Source organism: Streptomyces sp. NBC_01429 (genome assembly GCF_036231945.1).
GTDB lineage: Bacteria > Actinomycetota > Actinomycetes > Streptomycetales > Streptomycetaceae > Streptomyces.
On sequence record NZ_CP109599.1, the window covers coordinates 5,692,841 to 5,709,881 of the forward strand.

The 17,041-nt window shown below is 69.8% G+C and carries 9 protein-coding genes and 3 CRISPR repeat arrays; of the genes, 1 reads left to right on the forward strand and 8 read right to left on the reverse strand.

Annotated features, from left to right (window positions below):
• Window positions 1–77: 77 nt before the first annotated feature.
• Window positions 78–1,517 carry a DHA2 family efflux MFS transporter permease subunit gene (locus OG627_RS25030; protein ID WP_329068685.1) on the forward strand — a complete coding sequence of 480 codons (1,440 nt, stop codon included), beginning with the start codon at window positions 78–80 and terminating at the stop codon, window positions 1,515–1,517.
• 377 nt (window positions 1,518–1,894) lie between these two features.
• Window positions 1,895–3,205: a CRISPR direct-repeat array (repeat unit 29 nt; unit sequence GGGACCAACCCCGCAGGCGCGGGGACCAC).
• A 132-nt stretch (window positions 3,206–3,337) separates the two neighbouring features.
• Here OG627_RS25030 and cas2e read toward each other — a convergent pair.
• The 8 genes from cas2e to OG627_RS25070 all read right to left on the reverse strand — a co-directional run bounded on the left by cas2e (window position 3,338) and on the right by OG627_RS25070 (window position 17,021).
• Window positions 3,338–3,700, reverse strand: coding sequence for a type I-E CRISPR-associated endoribonuclease Cas2e (gene cas2e, locus OG627_RS25035; RefSeq protein WP_329068687.1), 363 nt, complete (start codon window positions 3,698–3,700; stop codon window positions 3,338–3,340).
• On the reverse strand, window positions 3,697–4,656 hold the full coding sequence (cas1e, locus tag OG627_RS25040) for a type I-E CRISPR-associated endonuclease Cas1e (RefSeq protein ID WP_329068689.1): 960 nt from the start codon (window positions 4,654–4,656) through the stop codon (window positions 3,697–3,699). Before cas1e ends, cas2e begins: the two co-directional genes overlap by 4 nt.
• 3 nt (window positions 4,657–4,659) lie before the next feature.
• Complete coding sequence (gene cas6e, locus OG627_RS25045) at window positions 4,660–5,376, reverse strand: type I-E CRISPR-associated protein Cas6/Cse3/CasE (protein ID WP_329068691.1); 717 nt, start codon at window positions 5,374–5,376, stop codon at window positions 4,660–4,662.
• Window positions 5,376–6,134, reverse strand: coding sequence for a type I-E CRISPR-associated protein Cas5/CasD (gene cas5e, locus OG627_RS25050; protein WP_329068693.1), 759 nt, complete (start codon window positions 6,132–6,134; stop codon window positions 5,376–5,378). The genes cas6e and cas5e overlap by 1 nt, the downstream gene beginning before the upstream one ends.
• On the reverse strand, window positions 6,131–7,360 hold the full coding sequence (gene cas7e, locus OG627_RS25055; protein WP_329068695.1) for a type I-E CRISPR-associated protein Cas7/Cse4/CasC: 1,230 nt from the start codon (window positions 7,358–7,360) through the stop codon (window positions 6,131–6,133). Before cas7e ends, cas5e begins: the two co-directional genes overlap by 4 nt.
• Window positions 7,361–7,455: 95 nt before the next feature.
• Window positions 7,456–8,223 carry a type I-E CRISPR-associated protein Cse2/CasB gene (casB, locus tag OG627_RS25060; protein WP_329068698.1) on the reverse strand — a complete coding sequence of 256 codons (768 nt, stop codon included), beginning with the start codon at window positions 8,221–8,223 and terminating at the stop codon, window positions 7,456–7,458.
• A gap of 86 nt (window positions 8,224–8,309) precedes the next feature.
• Window positions 8,310–12,890, reverse strand: a complete 4,581-nt coding sequence (gene casA / locus OG627_RS25065) for a type I-E CRISPR-associated protein Cse1/CasA (protein WP_329068700.1) — start codon at window positions 12,888–12,890, stop codon at window positions 8,310–8,312.
• Window positions 12,891–13,163: 273 nt separating this feature from the next.
• A CRISPR array of direct repeats spans window positions 13,164–14,290; the repeat unit is 29 nt; unit sequence GGGACCAACCCCGCAGGCGCGGGGACCAC.
• Window positions 14,291–14,362: 72 nt separating this feature from the next.
• A CRISPR array of direct repeats spans window positions 14,363–15,673; the repeat unit is 29 nt.
• Between the two features lie 1,171 nt (window positions 15,674–16,844).
• The gene (locus OG627_RS25070) at window positions 16,845–17,021 is read right to left on the reverse strand and encodes a hypothetical protein (RefSeq protein WP_329068702.1); all 177 of its coding nucleotides are present in this window, start codon (window positions 17,019–17,021) and stop codon (window positions 16,845–16,847) included.
• Window positions 17,022–17,041: the final 20 nt, after the last annotated feature.

The following is a 17,041-nucleotide window of genomic DNA, read 5'->3' on the forward strand; positions in this document are numbered from 1 at the left end:
CGAAACCCGCCGCTCAGGCCGGGTCCGGGACCGAAACGGGATGTACGGACCGGGCGGCGGCTGCGACCATGGCGGCCATGTCCCGAGCCCCGGCGGAAGCCTCACCCGTTCATATAACCGCGCCCGCGAGAGCCCCTCGTACCTGGGCGGTGGTCCTCATCGCCTGCGCGGGACAGTTCCTCGTCGTTCTCGACGTCTCCGTGGTCAATGTCGCGCTGCCCTCGATGCGCGCGGACCTGGGGCTCTCCGCCACGGGTCTCCAATGGGTGCTCAACGCCTACTCGATCGCCTTCGCCGGCTTCATGCTGCTGGGCGGCCGCGCGGCGGACCTCTTCGGCCGGAAGCGGATGTTCGTGGCCGGGCTCACGGTGTTCACCCTGGCGTCCCTCGCGGGCGGACTCGCCCAGGAGGGCGGGCAGTTGCTCGCCGCCCGCGCCGTACAGGGGCTGGGCGCCGCCGTGCTCGCCCCCGCGACGCTCACCCTGCTGACGGCCGCCGTACCGGCCGGAGCCGCCAGGACCCGGGCCATCGGCACCTGGGCGGCGGTCGGCGCGGGCGGCGGCGCGGCGGGCGGGCTGGTCGGCGGGGTGCTCACCGATCTGCTCTCCTGGCGCTGGGTGCTGCTGATCAACGTCCCGGTCGGCGCACTGGTGCTGGCCGGCGCCGCGATCTGGCTGGCCGAGAGCCGTACGGACCGGGTCCGTCGCCTCGACCTGCCGGGCGCGGTGCTGGTCACGGCCGGTCTCGCCCTGGTCGCCTACGGCATCGTCCAGACCGAGGTACGGGGCTGGGGCGCGCCCGCGACCCTGCTGCCGCTGGCCGGGGGAGTGGTGCTCCTCGCGCTCTTCACGGCGGTGGAGGCGAGGTCGGTGGTGCCGCTGATGCCACTGGGACTGTTCCGGGTGCGGGCGGTCGCCTCGGCCAACGCGGCGATGTTCGTCTGCGGCTCGGTGTCCTTCTCGTCCTGGTTCTTCATGACGGTGTACGCCCAGAACGTGCTGGGCTACACCCCGCTGGAGGCCGGTCTGGCGCTCGTCCCCAGCTCGCTGAGCATCGTGCTCGGTTCGAAGCTGGCCCCCCGGATGATGGCGCGGACCGGCGCCCGGAACCTCGCCGTGCTCGGAACGCTGCTGGCGGCGGCCGGGTTCGGCTGGCAGTCCCTGATGACCGCCGAAGGAACGTATCTCTCGGCGGTCCTCGGCCCCGGAGTCCTGATGATGGCGGGCCTCGGCATGGCCGCCACCCCGCTGGCGACCCTCGCCACCTCGGGCGCCACCCCCGGCGACGCGGGCCTGGTCTCCGGCCTCGTCAACACCTCCCGCACCATGGGCGGCGCCCTCGGCCTGGCGATCCTCTCCACGGTGGCCGCCGCCCGCACCGCGGGCGCCACCACCCCGGAAGCCCTCACCCGCGGCTACGCCCTGGCCTTCGGCACGGGCGCCGGGGTGCTCCTGGCCGCGGTACTCCTGATGCTGCTGTGGCTCCCGCGCACCGCGACGGAGTCGGCGGAGCGGTAGGGCCTGTCGCCTTGTCCCGAGCCCCGCGTCCCTACGGTGAGGTGACGGCCCGCCCCACCGAGGGCGCGGGCCCGTCCCTGCGGGCTGCGGCGCCAGCGGTCGCCGCGCGAGACCGCCTTCTTGAGCACGACGCCGGTCACGGTCCTGTAGTGGAAGCGGTCGGTCCAGGTGCCTCCGTTGTAGGTCCAGGTGAGCCGGATGCGACCGGCGCCCGCCCGGACATTCCCGTTGTCGAAGACCGACCGGCCACTGACGCTGCCGGACCAGTTGCCGTAGGCCTTCACCGCGAGGGTTCCGGTCTGGCTCTCCCCGGAGTAGACACAGAAAAGTAGCCCTTGCCGCAGCCGGAGGGAACGGACCTCCCGATCGCCCGCGCGGGGACGAACCCCGCAGGCGCGGGGACCACATGCGGTGACGCTCCCAAGATCGTCACCAGGGGGGAACCAACCCCGCAGGCGCGGGGAGCACCTGTGGGGACCGTATGCGCCGGAAGTCGCGGCGGGACCAACCCCGCAGGCGCGGGGACCACGGCCGGTCCCGGTTCGGTTCGGAGCGCCCGATGGGACCAACCCCGCAGGCGCGGGGACCACTCGGGCATGCGGGCCCGTGCTTGAAGGCGCCGGGGACCAACCCCGCAGGCGCGGGGACCACAGATAGCGGATGCCGATCGACCACCGGGTGATGGGACCAACCCCGCAGGCGCGGGGACCACCAATGGAGTCGCCACTCCGGGGATCACGGCGGGGGACCAACCCCGCAGGCGCGGGGACCACTGGTTCTCGTAGCCCAGGTACGGCGTCCACTCGGGACCAACCCCGCAGGCGCGGGGACCACTACAGGCCGGGCAGTCTGGCCGGCCTGCGTGAGGGACCAACCCCGCAGGCGCGGGGACCACCATGGCGGAGTCCTTTCGGGTCAGGCGTTGCGGGGACCAACCCCGCAGGCGCGGGGACCACGGGCGGTCGATTTCCGTCGTCGGGCGCCTTTCGGGACCAACCCCGCAGGCGCGGGGACCACTGCTTGGCGTTCTGCTGTCCGACGCTCGCGTTGGGACCAACCCCGCAGGCGCGGGGACCACACCGCCTCAGTGCTGGTGGAGCCGACGGATGAGGGACCAACCCCGCAGGCGCGGGGACCACGCTGTAGGCCGGCGGGTTCCCGGACGGCGAGAGGGACCAACCCCGCAGGCGCGGGGACCACATCTCGCGCGGCCCTTGGCACTCGTGGTGCATGGGACCAACCCCGCAGGCGCGGGGACCACTGAACATTCCGAGAGTGACGGTCTTCATTTCAGGGACCAACCCCGCAGGCGCGGGGACCACCGCACCACCACCGACACCGCCGCCATCGAGCTGGGACCAACCCCGCAGGCGCGGGGACCACTACCTGTCCCACGAGCGCGACGTCAGCTTCGAGGGACCAACCCCGCAGGCGCGGGGACCACTCGAAGCGACGGAGACACTGACCCGAGCCCTGGGGACCAACCCCGCAGGCGCGGGGACCACCGACTACTGGGGAGCCTGACCGGGCTACCGCTGGGACCAACCCCGCAGGCGCGGGGACCACGTCAGCGCTACGGAGCGCTGCATCTCGGTCACGGGACCAACCCCGCAGGCGCGGGGACCACCTGAAGATGAGGCTCGACACGATCAGCGACCGGGGACCAACCCCGCAGGCGCGGGGACCACAGGAGCTGACCTGGGACTTTATTCGGGCAGGTATCTGTTTTTGCTTACTTCTTCAAATTCCGGCATAGCGGGCATTCTTCCCTCTCGGGGGATCTCGTGAACCTTTGCCCTGCCGAGCACTTGCATCGGCATCTACCTGCCACCGAACTTCCGCCGCTTGGATGCCTTGCTCCAGCCTTGGCGTGGGACCTCCGTCGGGCGTTGTGAGGCGCGTTGCGCCTTGGGGCTTGGTCGGTGGATCAAGGTCAGGCCCTCGTGATCGGTCGGGTGCCATGAGTGATCGTGGGTTTCGAATGTGAAGCCCTGCTCATTGTTCGTCTGGTACGCGAGGAGCGCGCGGCCTTGGCCCGCGTATTGGCGGACTTCGTTCCACAATGCTTCGCGAACGCGAGTGGAAGGGGCGCCCAGGAAGACGCCCGGGGAGATCTCCAGGAGCCAACGGGTGAGGAAACCGCGTAGGCCGACTGGGCAGTTGGTGAGGATGATGACGGTCACCAGATGATCTCGTCACCGTGGTTGCGGCCGCTTTCGACGTGCAGGTCTCCGTCTGACTGGAGGGTGACCCGGTCCTGCGGCGTGTCTCCCGTGTCTCCCGTGTCGCGCGTGCCGTCGTAGCCGAGCAGGTCTCGGATGTCCCGGACGCAGCGGTTGAGAAGTCCGGTTTCGTTGATTCGGTCCCGGAGCATTCTGCGGGTTCGGGCCGCGACGTCTTCTTCTCCTTCCGCCGCCGCGTCGAATGCTGCGGGAATGGCGACGTCGGTCTTGTAGAAGTCGGCCACGTCCAGCACGAATGACCGTTCGTGGCCGGAGTGGACGAAGCCCAGACCGGGGGAGCAGCCGAGTGCCGCGACGACGGCGTGTGCGATTCCGTACATGCACTGCGCTGCCGCGGTGACCCCCTGGTTGGGAGCGTCTCCGGCGGAGAAGTCGTTGCGGTGGTAATCGCGGCGGCGCCAGGGGACGCCCGTGCGGAGGGATTCCCGTTTGTAGCAGTCCTTGAGGCGTCGGCCCTCCATGCTGAGGAGTTCCTGCCGGGTACGGCCGGCAGGGTCCTCGTCCGGGAAGCGCAGCCGGTACATGGCGCGGGCGACCTCCAAGCGGGTGCGGCGGTTCGCCCATGCCGTGGCCTGTGCCTCGACGAGACCTGACGAGCGGGTCAGGGCGCGCCCGCCGGCGTAATAGCGCACTCCGTGCTCACCGACCCAGGCGACTCCGGCGCCGGAGTCGCCGAGGACGGCCATCGCTTGGTGGGTGATGCGCGTTCCCGGTCCGAGCAGGAGCGTTCCGATGGTGGCGGATGGAATGTGCGTCACGCCGTCAGCGTCCTCCGCGGTGATCGCGTTGGAGTCACGGTGCACGGTGCACCGCTCCAGGTAGACGAAAGAGAGACGGTCACTGATCCTGGCGAGGTCGCGGGGCGAAGAGGCGCCTCGACGGCCGACGGTGCTCATCGTTCACCGCACCGGGGCGAGCGTCATCAGACCGCAGCCGTACGCCTTGGCCTTGCCCAGGCCATGGGTGAGCGTGCGGCGGAGAACGTCCGGGTCGGTGATCCGTAGCCGTCCGTCGAAGGTGACCTTGGTGATGCGGACGTCGTCACGGTTGGTCTTCGTCGGGGGCTTGCGGAACTGCCATGGGCGCTGATCGCGGACGATCAGCTCGTGCTCGTCGCCGTGTTCCAGCAGCCGTTGATCCACCGGTTTCTGAACGATCTCGAATCCGGAGCGCTGCTGCCGCTCCAGAAGCCAGCCCATCTGGTGACGCGGCGTCCGGTGAGCGGCGCGCTTCGTGGGATCGCCCTCCTTGCTGTGCTGGTGGTGGATGCTGTGCACGGGGTTTGCCGTGAGTCGGAATCCCCAGGTGTCCCCCTCGGCGAGCGTGGTGAGGAACTTGTCGTAGGCATACGTCGTCCAGCCGGGAGCGTCCGCCGCCGGCCAGCCTGCCTGGTCGACCAGATGGGTCAGATCGGGCCTGGTGGGGCTGACGATGAACAGCAGCGTCTCGCCGGATGCGTCGCCGTCGATGCGCCACAGCACCCGGGGGCCCGATCCGTCACGGGTCTGGGCAGTGGGGAATGACATGTTCACCGCGCCGTGCATGCGGTGCGGTGAGCTGAGCAACCGCTGGGCGTCGGATCGCCCGGTGTTGACGCGGAAGCGGGTCAGATACATCAGGTTGTCCTCGGTGCGGCGGGCGAAAGCACAGCGGTGGGATCGTGGGACGGGGGCGGCGATGTCGCGGCGGGCGACTTGGGGGGCAGGGGGATGTGTGTTCCGCGTACGCCGCGCAGCCCGTACTGCCTGTGGCGCGGATCGAAACTCAGCGGAAGGTCGCGCAGTGTGGTGTCCGGCTCCTCACCGGCCCGGCAGTCGAGCAGGAGTTCCAACTGCTGCGGGCCAGACGCAGAACCGGTGCGGTGACGGGCGGAGTTGGCGCATTGCCTCCGGTACCAGTCCGATGCTTCCCATGCGGCCTCTCGCAAGGCTTGTTCAAGGCTGGTGTCCAGGGGTTCCGCGATGGTGACCGGCTGTGCGGGCGGGCAGGAACGCCGTCCGAGATAGGGAAGGAACATTGGATCCAACAGGGCCTCGTACAGCGCGTTGATGAACTTGGGATCGCCTGCCACACCCGCGACGAAGATCGCGTCCGCGAGGTAGAAACGCTCCGAAAGCGGCATTGCCTTGCCCGAGCCGGCGTGATGCGCGGTCTGGAAATCGCGCAGCCGAGTGCCGGGCTGATCAAGGCGTACGCCGAACTCCAGCTTGGCGAGATCGGAGAGGTCGGCGTCCCGCGCGCGGCCCTGGGCCGCGGCGAGGAGCCCTAGGACGCCGCTCTTCGTCGGGGCGTTCTCCGTGGTGCGGCGAGTGAAACGGGCCGCGGACCCCCATGCCTGGAGGGGGCCCGCGAGCCGCAGCAGCAGCACGCTCATGCTTCGGTCTCCGACGCGGCGGCTGCGTGCTCAGGCTCCAACCTGGCAACTACGGCGTCTCCCACAGCCGTGACCAGCTCGGGCAGCGCCAGCTCGGTGCCCAGGGCGGAGAGCGCCTCGGTCTCGGCACCCACCCGAAGTACCCAGCTCTGCCCGTTGCCGGTGAGTCCGAACGCCTTTTCCAGAGTGGGTACGTACTGTGCGAGCTGCTCGCAGCTCTGCCGGAGATAGCCACCTTCCGTCCCCAAGGGCACGGGCTTCTCGAACGCGGCGACGAAGCTGATCGGCCGCCGGGAGCGCAACTTGACGATGACTGCCGCAGGCAGTGTGTGGTTGCCGAAGGTGTTGATCTTTCCGGTGGGCAGAGAGGTGATGAAGCCTTCGAGGAAGGCTGCCACGGCCCGCCGGGTGGGCTCGACGGGCTGGTCCCCGCGCAGTCCGGTCCCCAGGTTCTCCTGGAGCTTGTCGACATCGACTGCCGCGTAACGGTAGAGAGTCGACGAGTTGAAATCGACGGACCCGATCATGCCGGCGCCCATTTCGGCATCCGTGTTCTTGTCGTCGACGGCCGTGAAGTAGTCCGATTCGACCTCGACCGTGTGCACGCTCAACGCATGCGCCACCTGGGCGGCCGCATCCACATTGAGGTCGGTCGAATCCGCGACCATGCGGCCGAACAACGCGATATCCACCGAGTGTTCGGTGTCCACCAACTGCCGCGCGCGTGCCTTGTTCTCTCTGGCCTTGAAGAACTCCTTGAGCGCCTTCAGGTCTCCGCCCTTGCCGCCCTCGATCGCCAGCTCCGCGAGGGAGTTGATCTGGCGCCCGCTCAGGAACATCAGGTAGGCGGACTCGGGGGCGGCATCGTTCTCACCGTCCTCGTTGTCCTTGGCCTTGCGCTTCGGGACCGCGATCGTCGATCCGGTCGCCATCCGCATCGTCTCAGCGGCCAGCTCCACACTCGCTGCGGGGGACGTGGACGGGTCCAGGGCGGTGATCCGCTCGGCCAGAACTTCAGCGACCTTCTTCGTCCGCACTCCCAGTTCGGAGTCGTCGAGCAGATCGGAGAACGCCTTGCGTGTGGCTCGCTTCCAGGCCTGACTGGAAACGCGGGCCCGTCGTACACCTCCGTAGACAGCGGACTTCGGTGTGCCCGTATCATCCCGGTTCAGGTTGCTCGGCGGCACGGTCTGGAGGATGTGGATGTCGAGGATTGTCCTGGTCACGCGTGCTCAGTTCCTTTTCATGGTCAATGGGCTCGGGCGCGGACGAGATAGGGGAGAGACGGAGAGCGAGGAAGGAGCGGCCGAGGCGGGAGAGGTCACTCTCCGGACCCGTAGCTGTTCTCCTCCTCGTCAGCACTCAGGGTCAGGTCAATCGCGTCACCTTCGTCGCCACTGTTGCCCTGCCGGGGTTTGCCGCTGGACGCGGCCAGGTGGAACTCCCTGCCCCATTCACGGCGCACGGCGGCTCGGTCCGGTCGGGACTGCCAGCGGTAGAGCTGATCGGCGAGGCGCCCGTAGTCGAGCGGCACCTGCTCACCACGGAGCAGCAGCACGATCTCCCGCAGCCTTACGGCCACCGATTCGATCGACTCAGCGGTGCCGACCCGTACGAGACGCTTCCGAAGAGGTTCGTTCAGTTCGTCCGCGGAACGGCTCTCGTTCTGCTTCCCCCGCATCAGCGTTCGGACGGCACCTCCCAGGCTGCTCTTGGGGCTGTGCATATCGCTGTCACGAACGGACTGCTGGTGAAGTGCCCAGAGCGTCACTGCCAGGTACACCGCCTCCTCGGCGTGTTCGCGTCGTACATACGCCTCGCTGCCCGCGAGGACCTCAGCCAGTTCCTCCAGACCGCCAAGCCCCCAGTGGTCCTGGACCTGATGCGCCGTCTTCCCGGCACCGCGCCGTAGCTTGGCGAGATCCGCCACTGCGGCCGGGTTGTCCTGGCGGTACTGGCGTTGAAGTCGCGAGATGCAGCGCCCGGCGGCCAGTCCGGCCGGTCCAAGAGGGCGACGCCGGGCGGAAGAGGAAGCCGAGGGAGAGGCTGCGGGCTGCTCCCGCTGAGGGCCTTGGCCGACTGTGGTCATACGGTGGGCTCCGTGCTCTTGGTGGGGTCGTCGTCGGGCCGGGCACCCGGGGTAGTGGGGAAAGCCGTGTCCGGGGGCATGTTCCGCTAGCCCTCCTGTTCCTGAGAGCGAGGCTCCGAGGGCAGCACCTTGTTGATCCGGGTCCGGAACCACAGGTCCGAACGGGAGTCGTCGACCCAGCGCTTGCCGACACGAGGGATATCCACGACACGGCCCTCCGCCGCGGCCGGGCCTGCGGTATCGAGGAGCTGACGACCGAGGCCATGGACAATCCGGCGGGCGGTGGACTGCCATTCGACGCGGGCAGCGACTGGCTCTTCGTACTCCCCGAGTGTCCGCAACCACCTCCGGTACGGGCCGTCGAGCGCTCCGAACCCCAGGTCGCGGGCGGTCTCCACGGCGGGGGCCGGATCCGAACCGGCGGCGCGGGCGAGATTGCCCGCGAGGTGCCCCAGCGCGGACACCGCCTTTTCGGCGTCCGAGACCGCGTCGACCGCCACGGCACCATGCAGCGGGCGCGCCTGGTGAAGCAGGATGACCGGCAACGTGACGCCGTCATCGACCACCTCGTCCACCACGGACTGCTGCGTTCCGTACACCGCCCCGACGAGGCGGGTGCGGATGAGTGAGTCCGGGCTGAGTACCTCCTCGCTGCACAGCAGGGTGAGCCACTTGACCACCCCTGACGGCATGCTCAGATCCGTCCCCCGGCCCGTGGTGTCCGTCTCCGACTTCTGGGCGTACAGCAGGCTTGCCAGCCCCCGCCAGGCCGCCCGGCTCGGGTCGTGCTGACGGGGCAGATAGACCCTGGGGCGGCCCTGCTTCTTCTCCTGGGCCGGACTGCGCCGCCAGCCCGTCATGGGCTCCGATTTCCACCGGTTGTACGGGGCGAGCGGGTCACCGTATCCGAGGACGACCCCGGTCACGGCGTTGTTCTCGGTGTGCAAGAGCAGTCGTCGGGACTGCCAGGTGTAGAGGTCACGCGGGCCCGAGGGGCGGGTGACGGACGGATCCTGTTCCAACACGCCGGGCCCTGGGGGCAAATCGCGGCGCCAGACAGGCATGTCGGCCTTCCGGTCCGCCGTCAGAATGTCCTCGTCCGTCGGAATCAGGTTCAGCAACAGGGTCTCGCGCAGCGTGTCTCCCTCTGCGAAGACCCCGCCGAGGCCGCCCACCCAGCCGACCCCCTGTGGATAGACCTTTCCTCCCTTGACCCGGTCGTCCCCTTCCATACCGGACTTGATGCCGGACGAGTCGTACGCGTGCGTATGCACCAGCCACCGGGCCGCTTCGGCGAGGCTCAGCCGCTCGACACCGGGGCGGCGCATCGCGAAGAACGGTTCCCCGTTGGGCACGTCGGCCACGATCCGGTTCAGCGAGGCGACCTCGTTCTTCCCCGTACGCAACCCGGCGACCTGGAAGAACGGCCGTTCCGTGTGGAGCAGATCGAAGCGCTCGCGGTGACGTGCGAGGTAGTCCGGTACGTCGGCGAAGGAGTCCGCGCCCTCGGCCTTCCACAGCTCTTCCCAGTCCTCCAGCTCCTCCGGACCGTCCGCCGCGTCGTGGAGGATCGCCAGCAGCAGTCTGAGCAGCGCGAACTCTTGCGTGGGAAGGTCCCCCACCAGCCGCCGGAGCGTGTGTGCCTGGGCGAAGACCTCCAGCAGCGACAGCTCCACTGTCGTTCCGTCGAGGCGCTGTGCGGGCAGCCAGGGCCGGGAGACCAGATCGAAGGAGGGCGGCATGGGATCCAGCACCTTTGCTTCCGGTGTGCCGATGGGAGTCACACGTAGTCCGTCGGCGCGGCTGTATCGGAGGTCGAAGCCTGCCAGGCGGGTCTGACAATCCCCGTCGAGAACAAGCAGCAACTCGCCTGCCAGCCAGGGGCACTCCTTCACCTGCCAGGCCGGAACAAGGAATCGCTCCAGCTCGGAGATGGTCTTGTCGATCGCCCACGGCTTGGAGAACTGCCAAGGCAGCGTCAACGAGCTGGCGGCGACGGCCTCAGCGGCCACCCGCGTCGGTGGAGTGTGCTCGGGCAGATCCAGACCGCCCCGGCCCCCGTCCAGCCAGCCGACGGTGGTCAGCCGACCGTCCCGCTGCCGCTGGACGACCAGCACCTCCAGGCTCTCCTCGCTGTCCCGCACCTGGGCACGGCCGGCTCGGCTGTCGTCCACGTCCCCCGCGTTCGCGTCCAACCAGCCGACCACCGGCCGCCCGGCCCTGCGGACGGGGCCAAGCCGGAACACGTCGGCACGCTCCCGTTTCCCGGCGAGCCGGGTCAGGTACTTCCGGCGGCTGTCGTCCAGAGCAGGCGCCCAGTGCGCGGGTCCGACCGGCTCGTCTCCGTAGGCGGACTGGACCAGCGGGCTGATGTGGTCGGGCAGAACCAGCGGCGCTCCATCCAGATGGGGGCCCAGGACGGCGAGCGTCCGCAACAGGGTGTGCGGCCCCTGGTAGACGCCGAGCGAGCCAGGTGCTGGCTCGGGCGGGTCCGACTGCCAATCGCTTCCCGTCACCAGACAGCGGGCCTGCTCCAGACGGGCCGGGCGGCGGCGCGGATGGCGGTGCAGCCGCCCCATGCGCTGGAGCATCAGGTCTACGGGGGCGAGGTCGGTCACCAGCAGATCGAAGTCAATGTCCAGCGACTGCTCGACGACCTGGCTGGCCACCACGATGTGCGGCCCGGCGGGGCGGTCACCGTTCGGCCCGAAACGCTCACGGAGTTCGGCGTCCTTACGGGCCCTGTCGGCGGCCAGGAACCGGGAGTGCGCCACGGTCACCGCGTCCGCACCGAAGTGCTCCTTCAGCCTCTCCGACGCCTCCAGTACCCGGTCGACGGTATTGCGTACGACCAACGCGCATCCGCCGCCGCGCAGTTCGCTTTCCAGCCTCCGCACGAGCAATGACAGATCATCGTCCAGCTTCTCCAGTACCACCTCGGTACGACGACCCGACGCGGGAGCCGGGTTCGCGCTGACCGCCGGTAGGCCGGGCGCCACCGCGGTGATCAGCGGGTAGGCATCCTCTGGTACGTCCAAGGCGTCACCGCCATTTCCGGCGGAGAGCGTACCGATCTCCCCGGCATACGCCGTGGCCAGTTCCCTCCGCCGGTCGGCGGGCAGCGTGGCGGACAGGAGAACCACCGGCACTCGGTAGGCCGCCAGCCACTCCAGCACCCGGTCGAGATAAGCGTTCATGTAGGCGTCGTAAGCGTGGACCTCGTCGATGATGACGACCTTGCCCGCGACTGCCAGGTGCCGTAGCGCCAGATGGCGGCTCTTGAGACCGGAGAACAGCACTTGATCGATGGTGCCCACCGCGAACGACGCGAGGAGCGCCTTTTTCCGTCCGCGCAGCCACTGATGAGCGTGCAGTCCGGAGGGGCTGGACCTTCGGACCGTCCCGGCAGCGGCGACCGCGTCCGGGCTGTCCGGCTCGACCGCCGCGATCGTACGGTTGCCCGCTCGCAGTAGTCCTGCCCAGACATCGTTCAGCGCGGATTTCGCATGGGCGAGAACCACGGACCGGGAGCCGTCAGCGGGTAGATGATCCAGCCAGCTCAGCAGACGCGGGAACATGGCATCACCCGTGGCGCGGGTCGGCAGCGCCACCAGAATGCCGCCGGCTCCGACTCTGGCCGCCAGAATCTCCGCCGCCGCGAAGGCCGCCTCGGTCTTGCCCTCGCCCATGGGCGCCTCGATGATGAGCAACCCGGCGGCAGGCATCTGCCGTGCCATCCGTACGGCTTCTTCCTGCACCGGCCTGATCGCGGCGCCATCCGGCAGGTCGAAACGGTCCTTGAACAACTCGGCTGCCGAGTGCTCCGGTTCTGCCGGCGCCCATGGTCTCGGCAGATCAAGTCCCGCCCACGCGGCCTCCAGACGCCGGGCTTCACCGACCGCACCCGGCGGTGACCACGAGGACGGTTCGTACGGAAACAGCTCGGACGAACTCGCTATCCAGTCGGAGATGATCACCAGGGCTGTCAGCAACACCTGCACCGTCTGCGGCAGACGAACCGATTGCCAGTCCGGAAACCGGTCCTCCACTTCGGCCACCCTCGCGCAGGCGTCCAACAACTCGTACTGCGCGGCACGCCAGTTCTCTTCACTCGCCCCAGGTGTGCGCAACAGGTGCGGATGCAGGCGCAGGTCGTGGATCTGCTGGTGATCAGGCGGAGTCCCGTGATGCCCGCCGGCCACGACGGCGAACTGCCCAGACGCTCTGCCGGCCCATCCGTACCGCTCGGAGAGCCATTCCTGGATGATCAGTTGTCCTGCCAGCCCATGCGGAGCCATCCGGCGGTCGGTGCCGAACTGCTTCTGATACGGCATGTCCAGCCCGGCCGCCCGCATGCGATCCGCGAGACCGTCGACCTGACAGGAGAAAGCCGGGGTTGCCTTCCCGGTGTCGTGAGCGGCTGCCAGGAAGACCATCAGCCGACGCGCGTCATCCGCCCCTTGCGGCAGCGCCTCGGCGACGAGAGCCTTCACATTGCCGGGAACCCACTCATCCCAGAGCTTCCCCGCGACCGCCGCGCTGTCCGCCATGTGACGCCACAGCGGAAGCCACCCGTCGGTCTTGCGGTCATGCTTGCCCCAGGCCAGCCGGGTGGCCGCGGACAAGAGATCGAAGGGCACCCCGGGGCTGGGGCGATCTTGATTCATGGACGTATTCGACATGATTGGGCCCCCGCCAAGGTGCGTCATTTCGAAAGAGAGCGTGAATGGGCGGTATTTGGCCACAGCTGACTGTGTCCGTCGGCAGGATCTTGTGTCGCTACCTGCTGCCGGGCGCCTGCTGCTCCCGACTGTGGGTCGGCAGCTCCGGACGGTAGCTGCCGACGTACCTCAGCTGCTACGGCAGCTCCCGAGCCGATGTGGTGTCAGCGCCAGGGCGCGGGGACCACCGCAACAAGCCGTTCGACCCGGCCGACGCAGGGGACCAGCCCCGCAGGCGCGGGGACCACTTCTTGACTCGTACAAGAAGGGGAACTGGATTGGGACCAACCCCGCAGGCGCGGGGACCACACGGCGACGTCGTCCCCGACTACCCCGTGAACGGGACCAACCCTGCGGGCGCGGGGACCACGCGGCTTGCGCGGGCCGGGACACCGACATCTGGGAACCAACCCCGCGGGCGCGGGGACCACGAGTCCGATCAGCGCGGTGAGGAGCGTGATCAGGGACCAACCCCGCAGGCGCGGGGACCACTCCGCCGTCACGGGCACAGCCACCGCAGGGAGGGGACCAACCCCGCAGGCGCGGGGACCACCAGTCCTTGTCCCGGGCGGGGGGACAGCCTGGGGACCAACCCCGCAGGCGCGGGGACCACCGGGCGAGCCGGTAGACGGCGGTCAGCGAGAGGGGACCAACCCCGCAGGCGCGGGGACCACGGCCGCCGCCCTTGCTGTGCTTGCTGCCGCACGGGACCAACCCCGCAGGCGCGGGGACCACGGCCGCCGCCCTTGCTGTGCTTGCTGCCGCACGGGACCAACCCCGCAGGCGCGGGGACCGCGGCAGGGTTGCGGTGCTCATGACGTGCTCCTTGGGGCCAACCCCGCAGGCGCGGGGACCACCAGGCCCCCATGGCCTCCGCCGCCACGAAAACGGGACCAACCCCGCAGGCGCGGGGACCACGTGTGCCGGATGAGCCAGCACCGTCACGTGACGGGACCAACCCCGCAGGCGCGGGGACCACCCCATCCCGACACTACGGTCGGGTCGGTGGAAGGGACCAACCCCGCGGGCGCGGGGACCACGTCCCTGCCGAACGTCCGTGGACGGAGTCTCTGGGACCAACCCCGCAGGCGCGGGGACCACAGGTGGCTGTGGCGCGAGGCGCTGAGTCCTGCGGGACCAACCCCGCAGGCGCGGGGACCACCCGTCGCGGCAGTTCCCGAGCTGGGCGACGACGGGACCAACCCCGCGGGCGCGGGGACCACGACCGCCACCTCCTCGACCCGGCCGACACAGCGGGACCAACCCCGCGGGCGCGGGGACGACGGAGCGGGACTCGCCTGGATTTGCGTCTGGACGGGACCAACCCCGCGGGCGCGGGGACCACGACAGCCGCCAGCGGGGGCGGCATACATCCCGGGGACCAACCCCTTGCCTGTCGCCGACGGGGTGGACGTCATGGGACCAACCCCGCGGGCGCGGGGACCACAGGACGATCACCGGGTGTAACACTCAAGGGGCGGGACCAACCCCGCGGGCGCGGGGACCACGCGGCCGTGAGGTTCGCGGCGTTGCCGGTGCGGGGACCAACCCCGCGGGCGCGGGGACCACTCTTTGCCCAGGGCCAGCCACTCCCGGAACGAGGGACCAACCCCGCGGGCGCGGGGACCACACCGGGGCACCGGCCGGATGCGCCGCACCCCGGGGACCAACCCCGCGGGCGCGGGGACCACAGCCTCGGGACGGCGGACCGGCGACAGGTGGCGGGACCAACCCCGCGGGCGCGGGGACCACCGGCCTGTGGCCACGTCGAGACCGAACTCGACGGGACCAACCCCGCGGGCGCGGGGACCACACCGAGGGGCGCTACGTCGTCGTCTCCCCGGAGGGACCAACCCCGCGGGCGCGGGGACCACTCGTCCCGGCCGCTGTCCCTGAAAGCATCGATAGGACCAACCCCGCGGGCGCGGGGACCACCAACCAAGGGTCAGCGGCCACCGCCGCACAACCGGACCAACCCCGCGGGCGCGGGGACCACGGCCCGCTGGTAGAGCTGGGAGAACAGCACCAGGGACCAACCCCGCGGGCGCGGGGACCACCTTGCCGAGTTTCGGAGTGCCATCGGCCTCTTGGGACCAACCCCGCGGGCGCGGGGACCACGGCGAGGTCGACCTCGTGGTTGAGAAGAACAGGGGACCAACCCCGCGGGCGCGGGGACCACCGAAGCCGTCCAGACCGACTACCCGAAGCTCTCGGGACCAACCCCGCGGGCGCGGGGACCACGCGGGCTCAAGCCATGAGTCCGCGAGGAGGGCGGGACCAACCCCGCGGGCGCGGGGACCACTCATGGACCAGGAAGCACTCCCCGGCGGCGATGGGACCAACCCCGCGGGCGCGGGGACCACGCCCAGCGCATCCGGCCTGACCGGGGGAGGCGGGGACCAACCCCGCGGGCGCGGGGACCACTCGCACATCCCGTCGTCGCCAGTGCAGCAGGGGGGACCAACCCCGCGGGCGCGGGGACCACTCAATTTTAGGAAACTCGGTTTCGCTTAAGCCGGGACCAACCCCGCGGGCGCGGGGACCACACGACCTGGCGCTGCCCCACGGCGACGCGAACGGGACCAACCCCGCGGGCGCGGGGACCACCACCGCCGGTACCAGTCCCTCGCCACCACGGCGGGACCAACCCCGCGGGCGCGGGGACCACCGCCTCCCTAATTCGGGACGAAGAGGTCGTGGGGGACCAACCCCGCGGGCGCGGGGACCACAGGCGTCGACCTGCGGGTTTATTTGGGCAGGCGCCTGTTTTTACTTACTTCTCTAGATTCAGGCATAGCTGGCATTCTTCGCTTCCGGGGAATTTGGTCGGGCTCCTGCCGGCTTGCCGCTTGCATCCCCGCCTCCTCTGATTCTGCTCTCTAGTCTGCGCCGGTCTGCCTGCCGCCGGGCTTCCCCCGCTTGGCTTTCGCGTGCCAATGATGGCCCTGCCGCAGATCTTCGCGTGAGCTTGAGCGTATCCACGATCCCAGGAGAAAGGGGATCGGTCCAGGCTGCGGCGTGGTGGTGGGCGAGACTGGGACATCGCCGAAAAATTGCTGGAGAAGGTGGTGATGCTTGCTTAGGTACACGTTTTTGTGCGTCGGGACCGACCGCTGGTTGTCCCGTGCTGGCGTGCCAGTGCGGGGCCGGATCGACGGGGATTCAGTCGGGCTCAGAGGGGTGGAAGCAGGGCTTTTGTCCTGGTTCTCCGGTGAAACCGCAGGTTGGAAGGGTGACGATTTCGGGCTCCTCGCTCCGTGCGTCTATCCCTGCCCTGGCGGCATACACGCCAGCGTGTATCGGGTGCTGAGCGACCCGCACAGCCGATTGCGCGCGGAAATCGGCCTGTTGACGGCGAGTGCGAAGGCGAGGCCAGCCACGGCCGGTGAGTTGGCCCGAGATGACACGACCGCTCTGAAGCGGCTGGGTGACGATCTGCTCACGTGCCACGACGCGTTCATCGCACCCGCGTGGCGCCCCACCGAGGCCGCCGTCGATGTCGCACGGCGCTCCCACGCCCTTGTGACCGGCGAGACGCGGGCCTTGCCGGAGACCTTCCGTCCGGTCATCGCCTGGCGGCCACCGGCCATGGAGGTGGACTGTCCCATCGACCGCCTGCTTCTCGTGCCGTCGTACTTGTCGACCACGGGCTCCGGCCCGTCCTGGTCGACCCGGCTGACCCGGCTGACCCGGCTGACAAGTCCAGTGTTCTCGCCACACCCGCCACACCCGGCACGCCCCTGTCCGTCGTGCCCTCGGCCCCACCCGGGCGGCCCTGCCGGCGGGCCGCCCGTACCGCCTCTACGCGGGCGCGGCGCGCGCGGTGGGCGGGGCAGGGGCTCGGACGTGCGAAGGCCGCCGCGGGATCGCCGCGGCGGCCTTCGCCTCGCTGTCGGGCCGTCAGGCCGCGTTGCCGCCGCCGTCTCCCGGTCGGCGGTGCCGGCCGAACGCGGGCGCCGTGGATTCCTCCGTCGGCGCCGCGCCCCCGCGGTGCTTTCCGTGGCTGTCGAGATCGCCCCGGTCCGCCGCCGCTCCCCGTGGGTGCGTCTGGTCCGTGTTGGTTCGGGTTTCGGACATGTGGGAAGTCACCCCGTCGT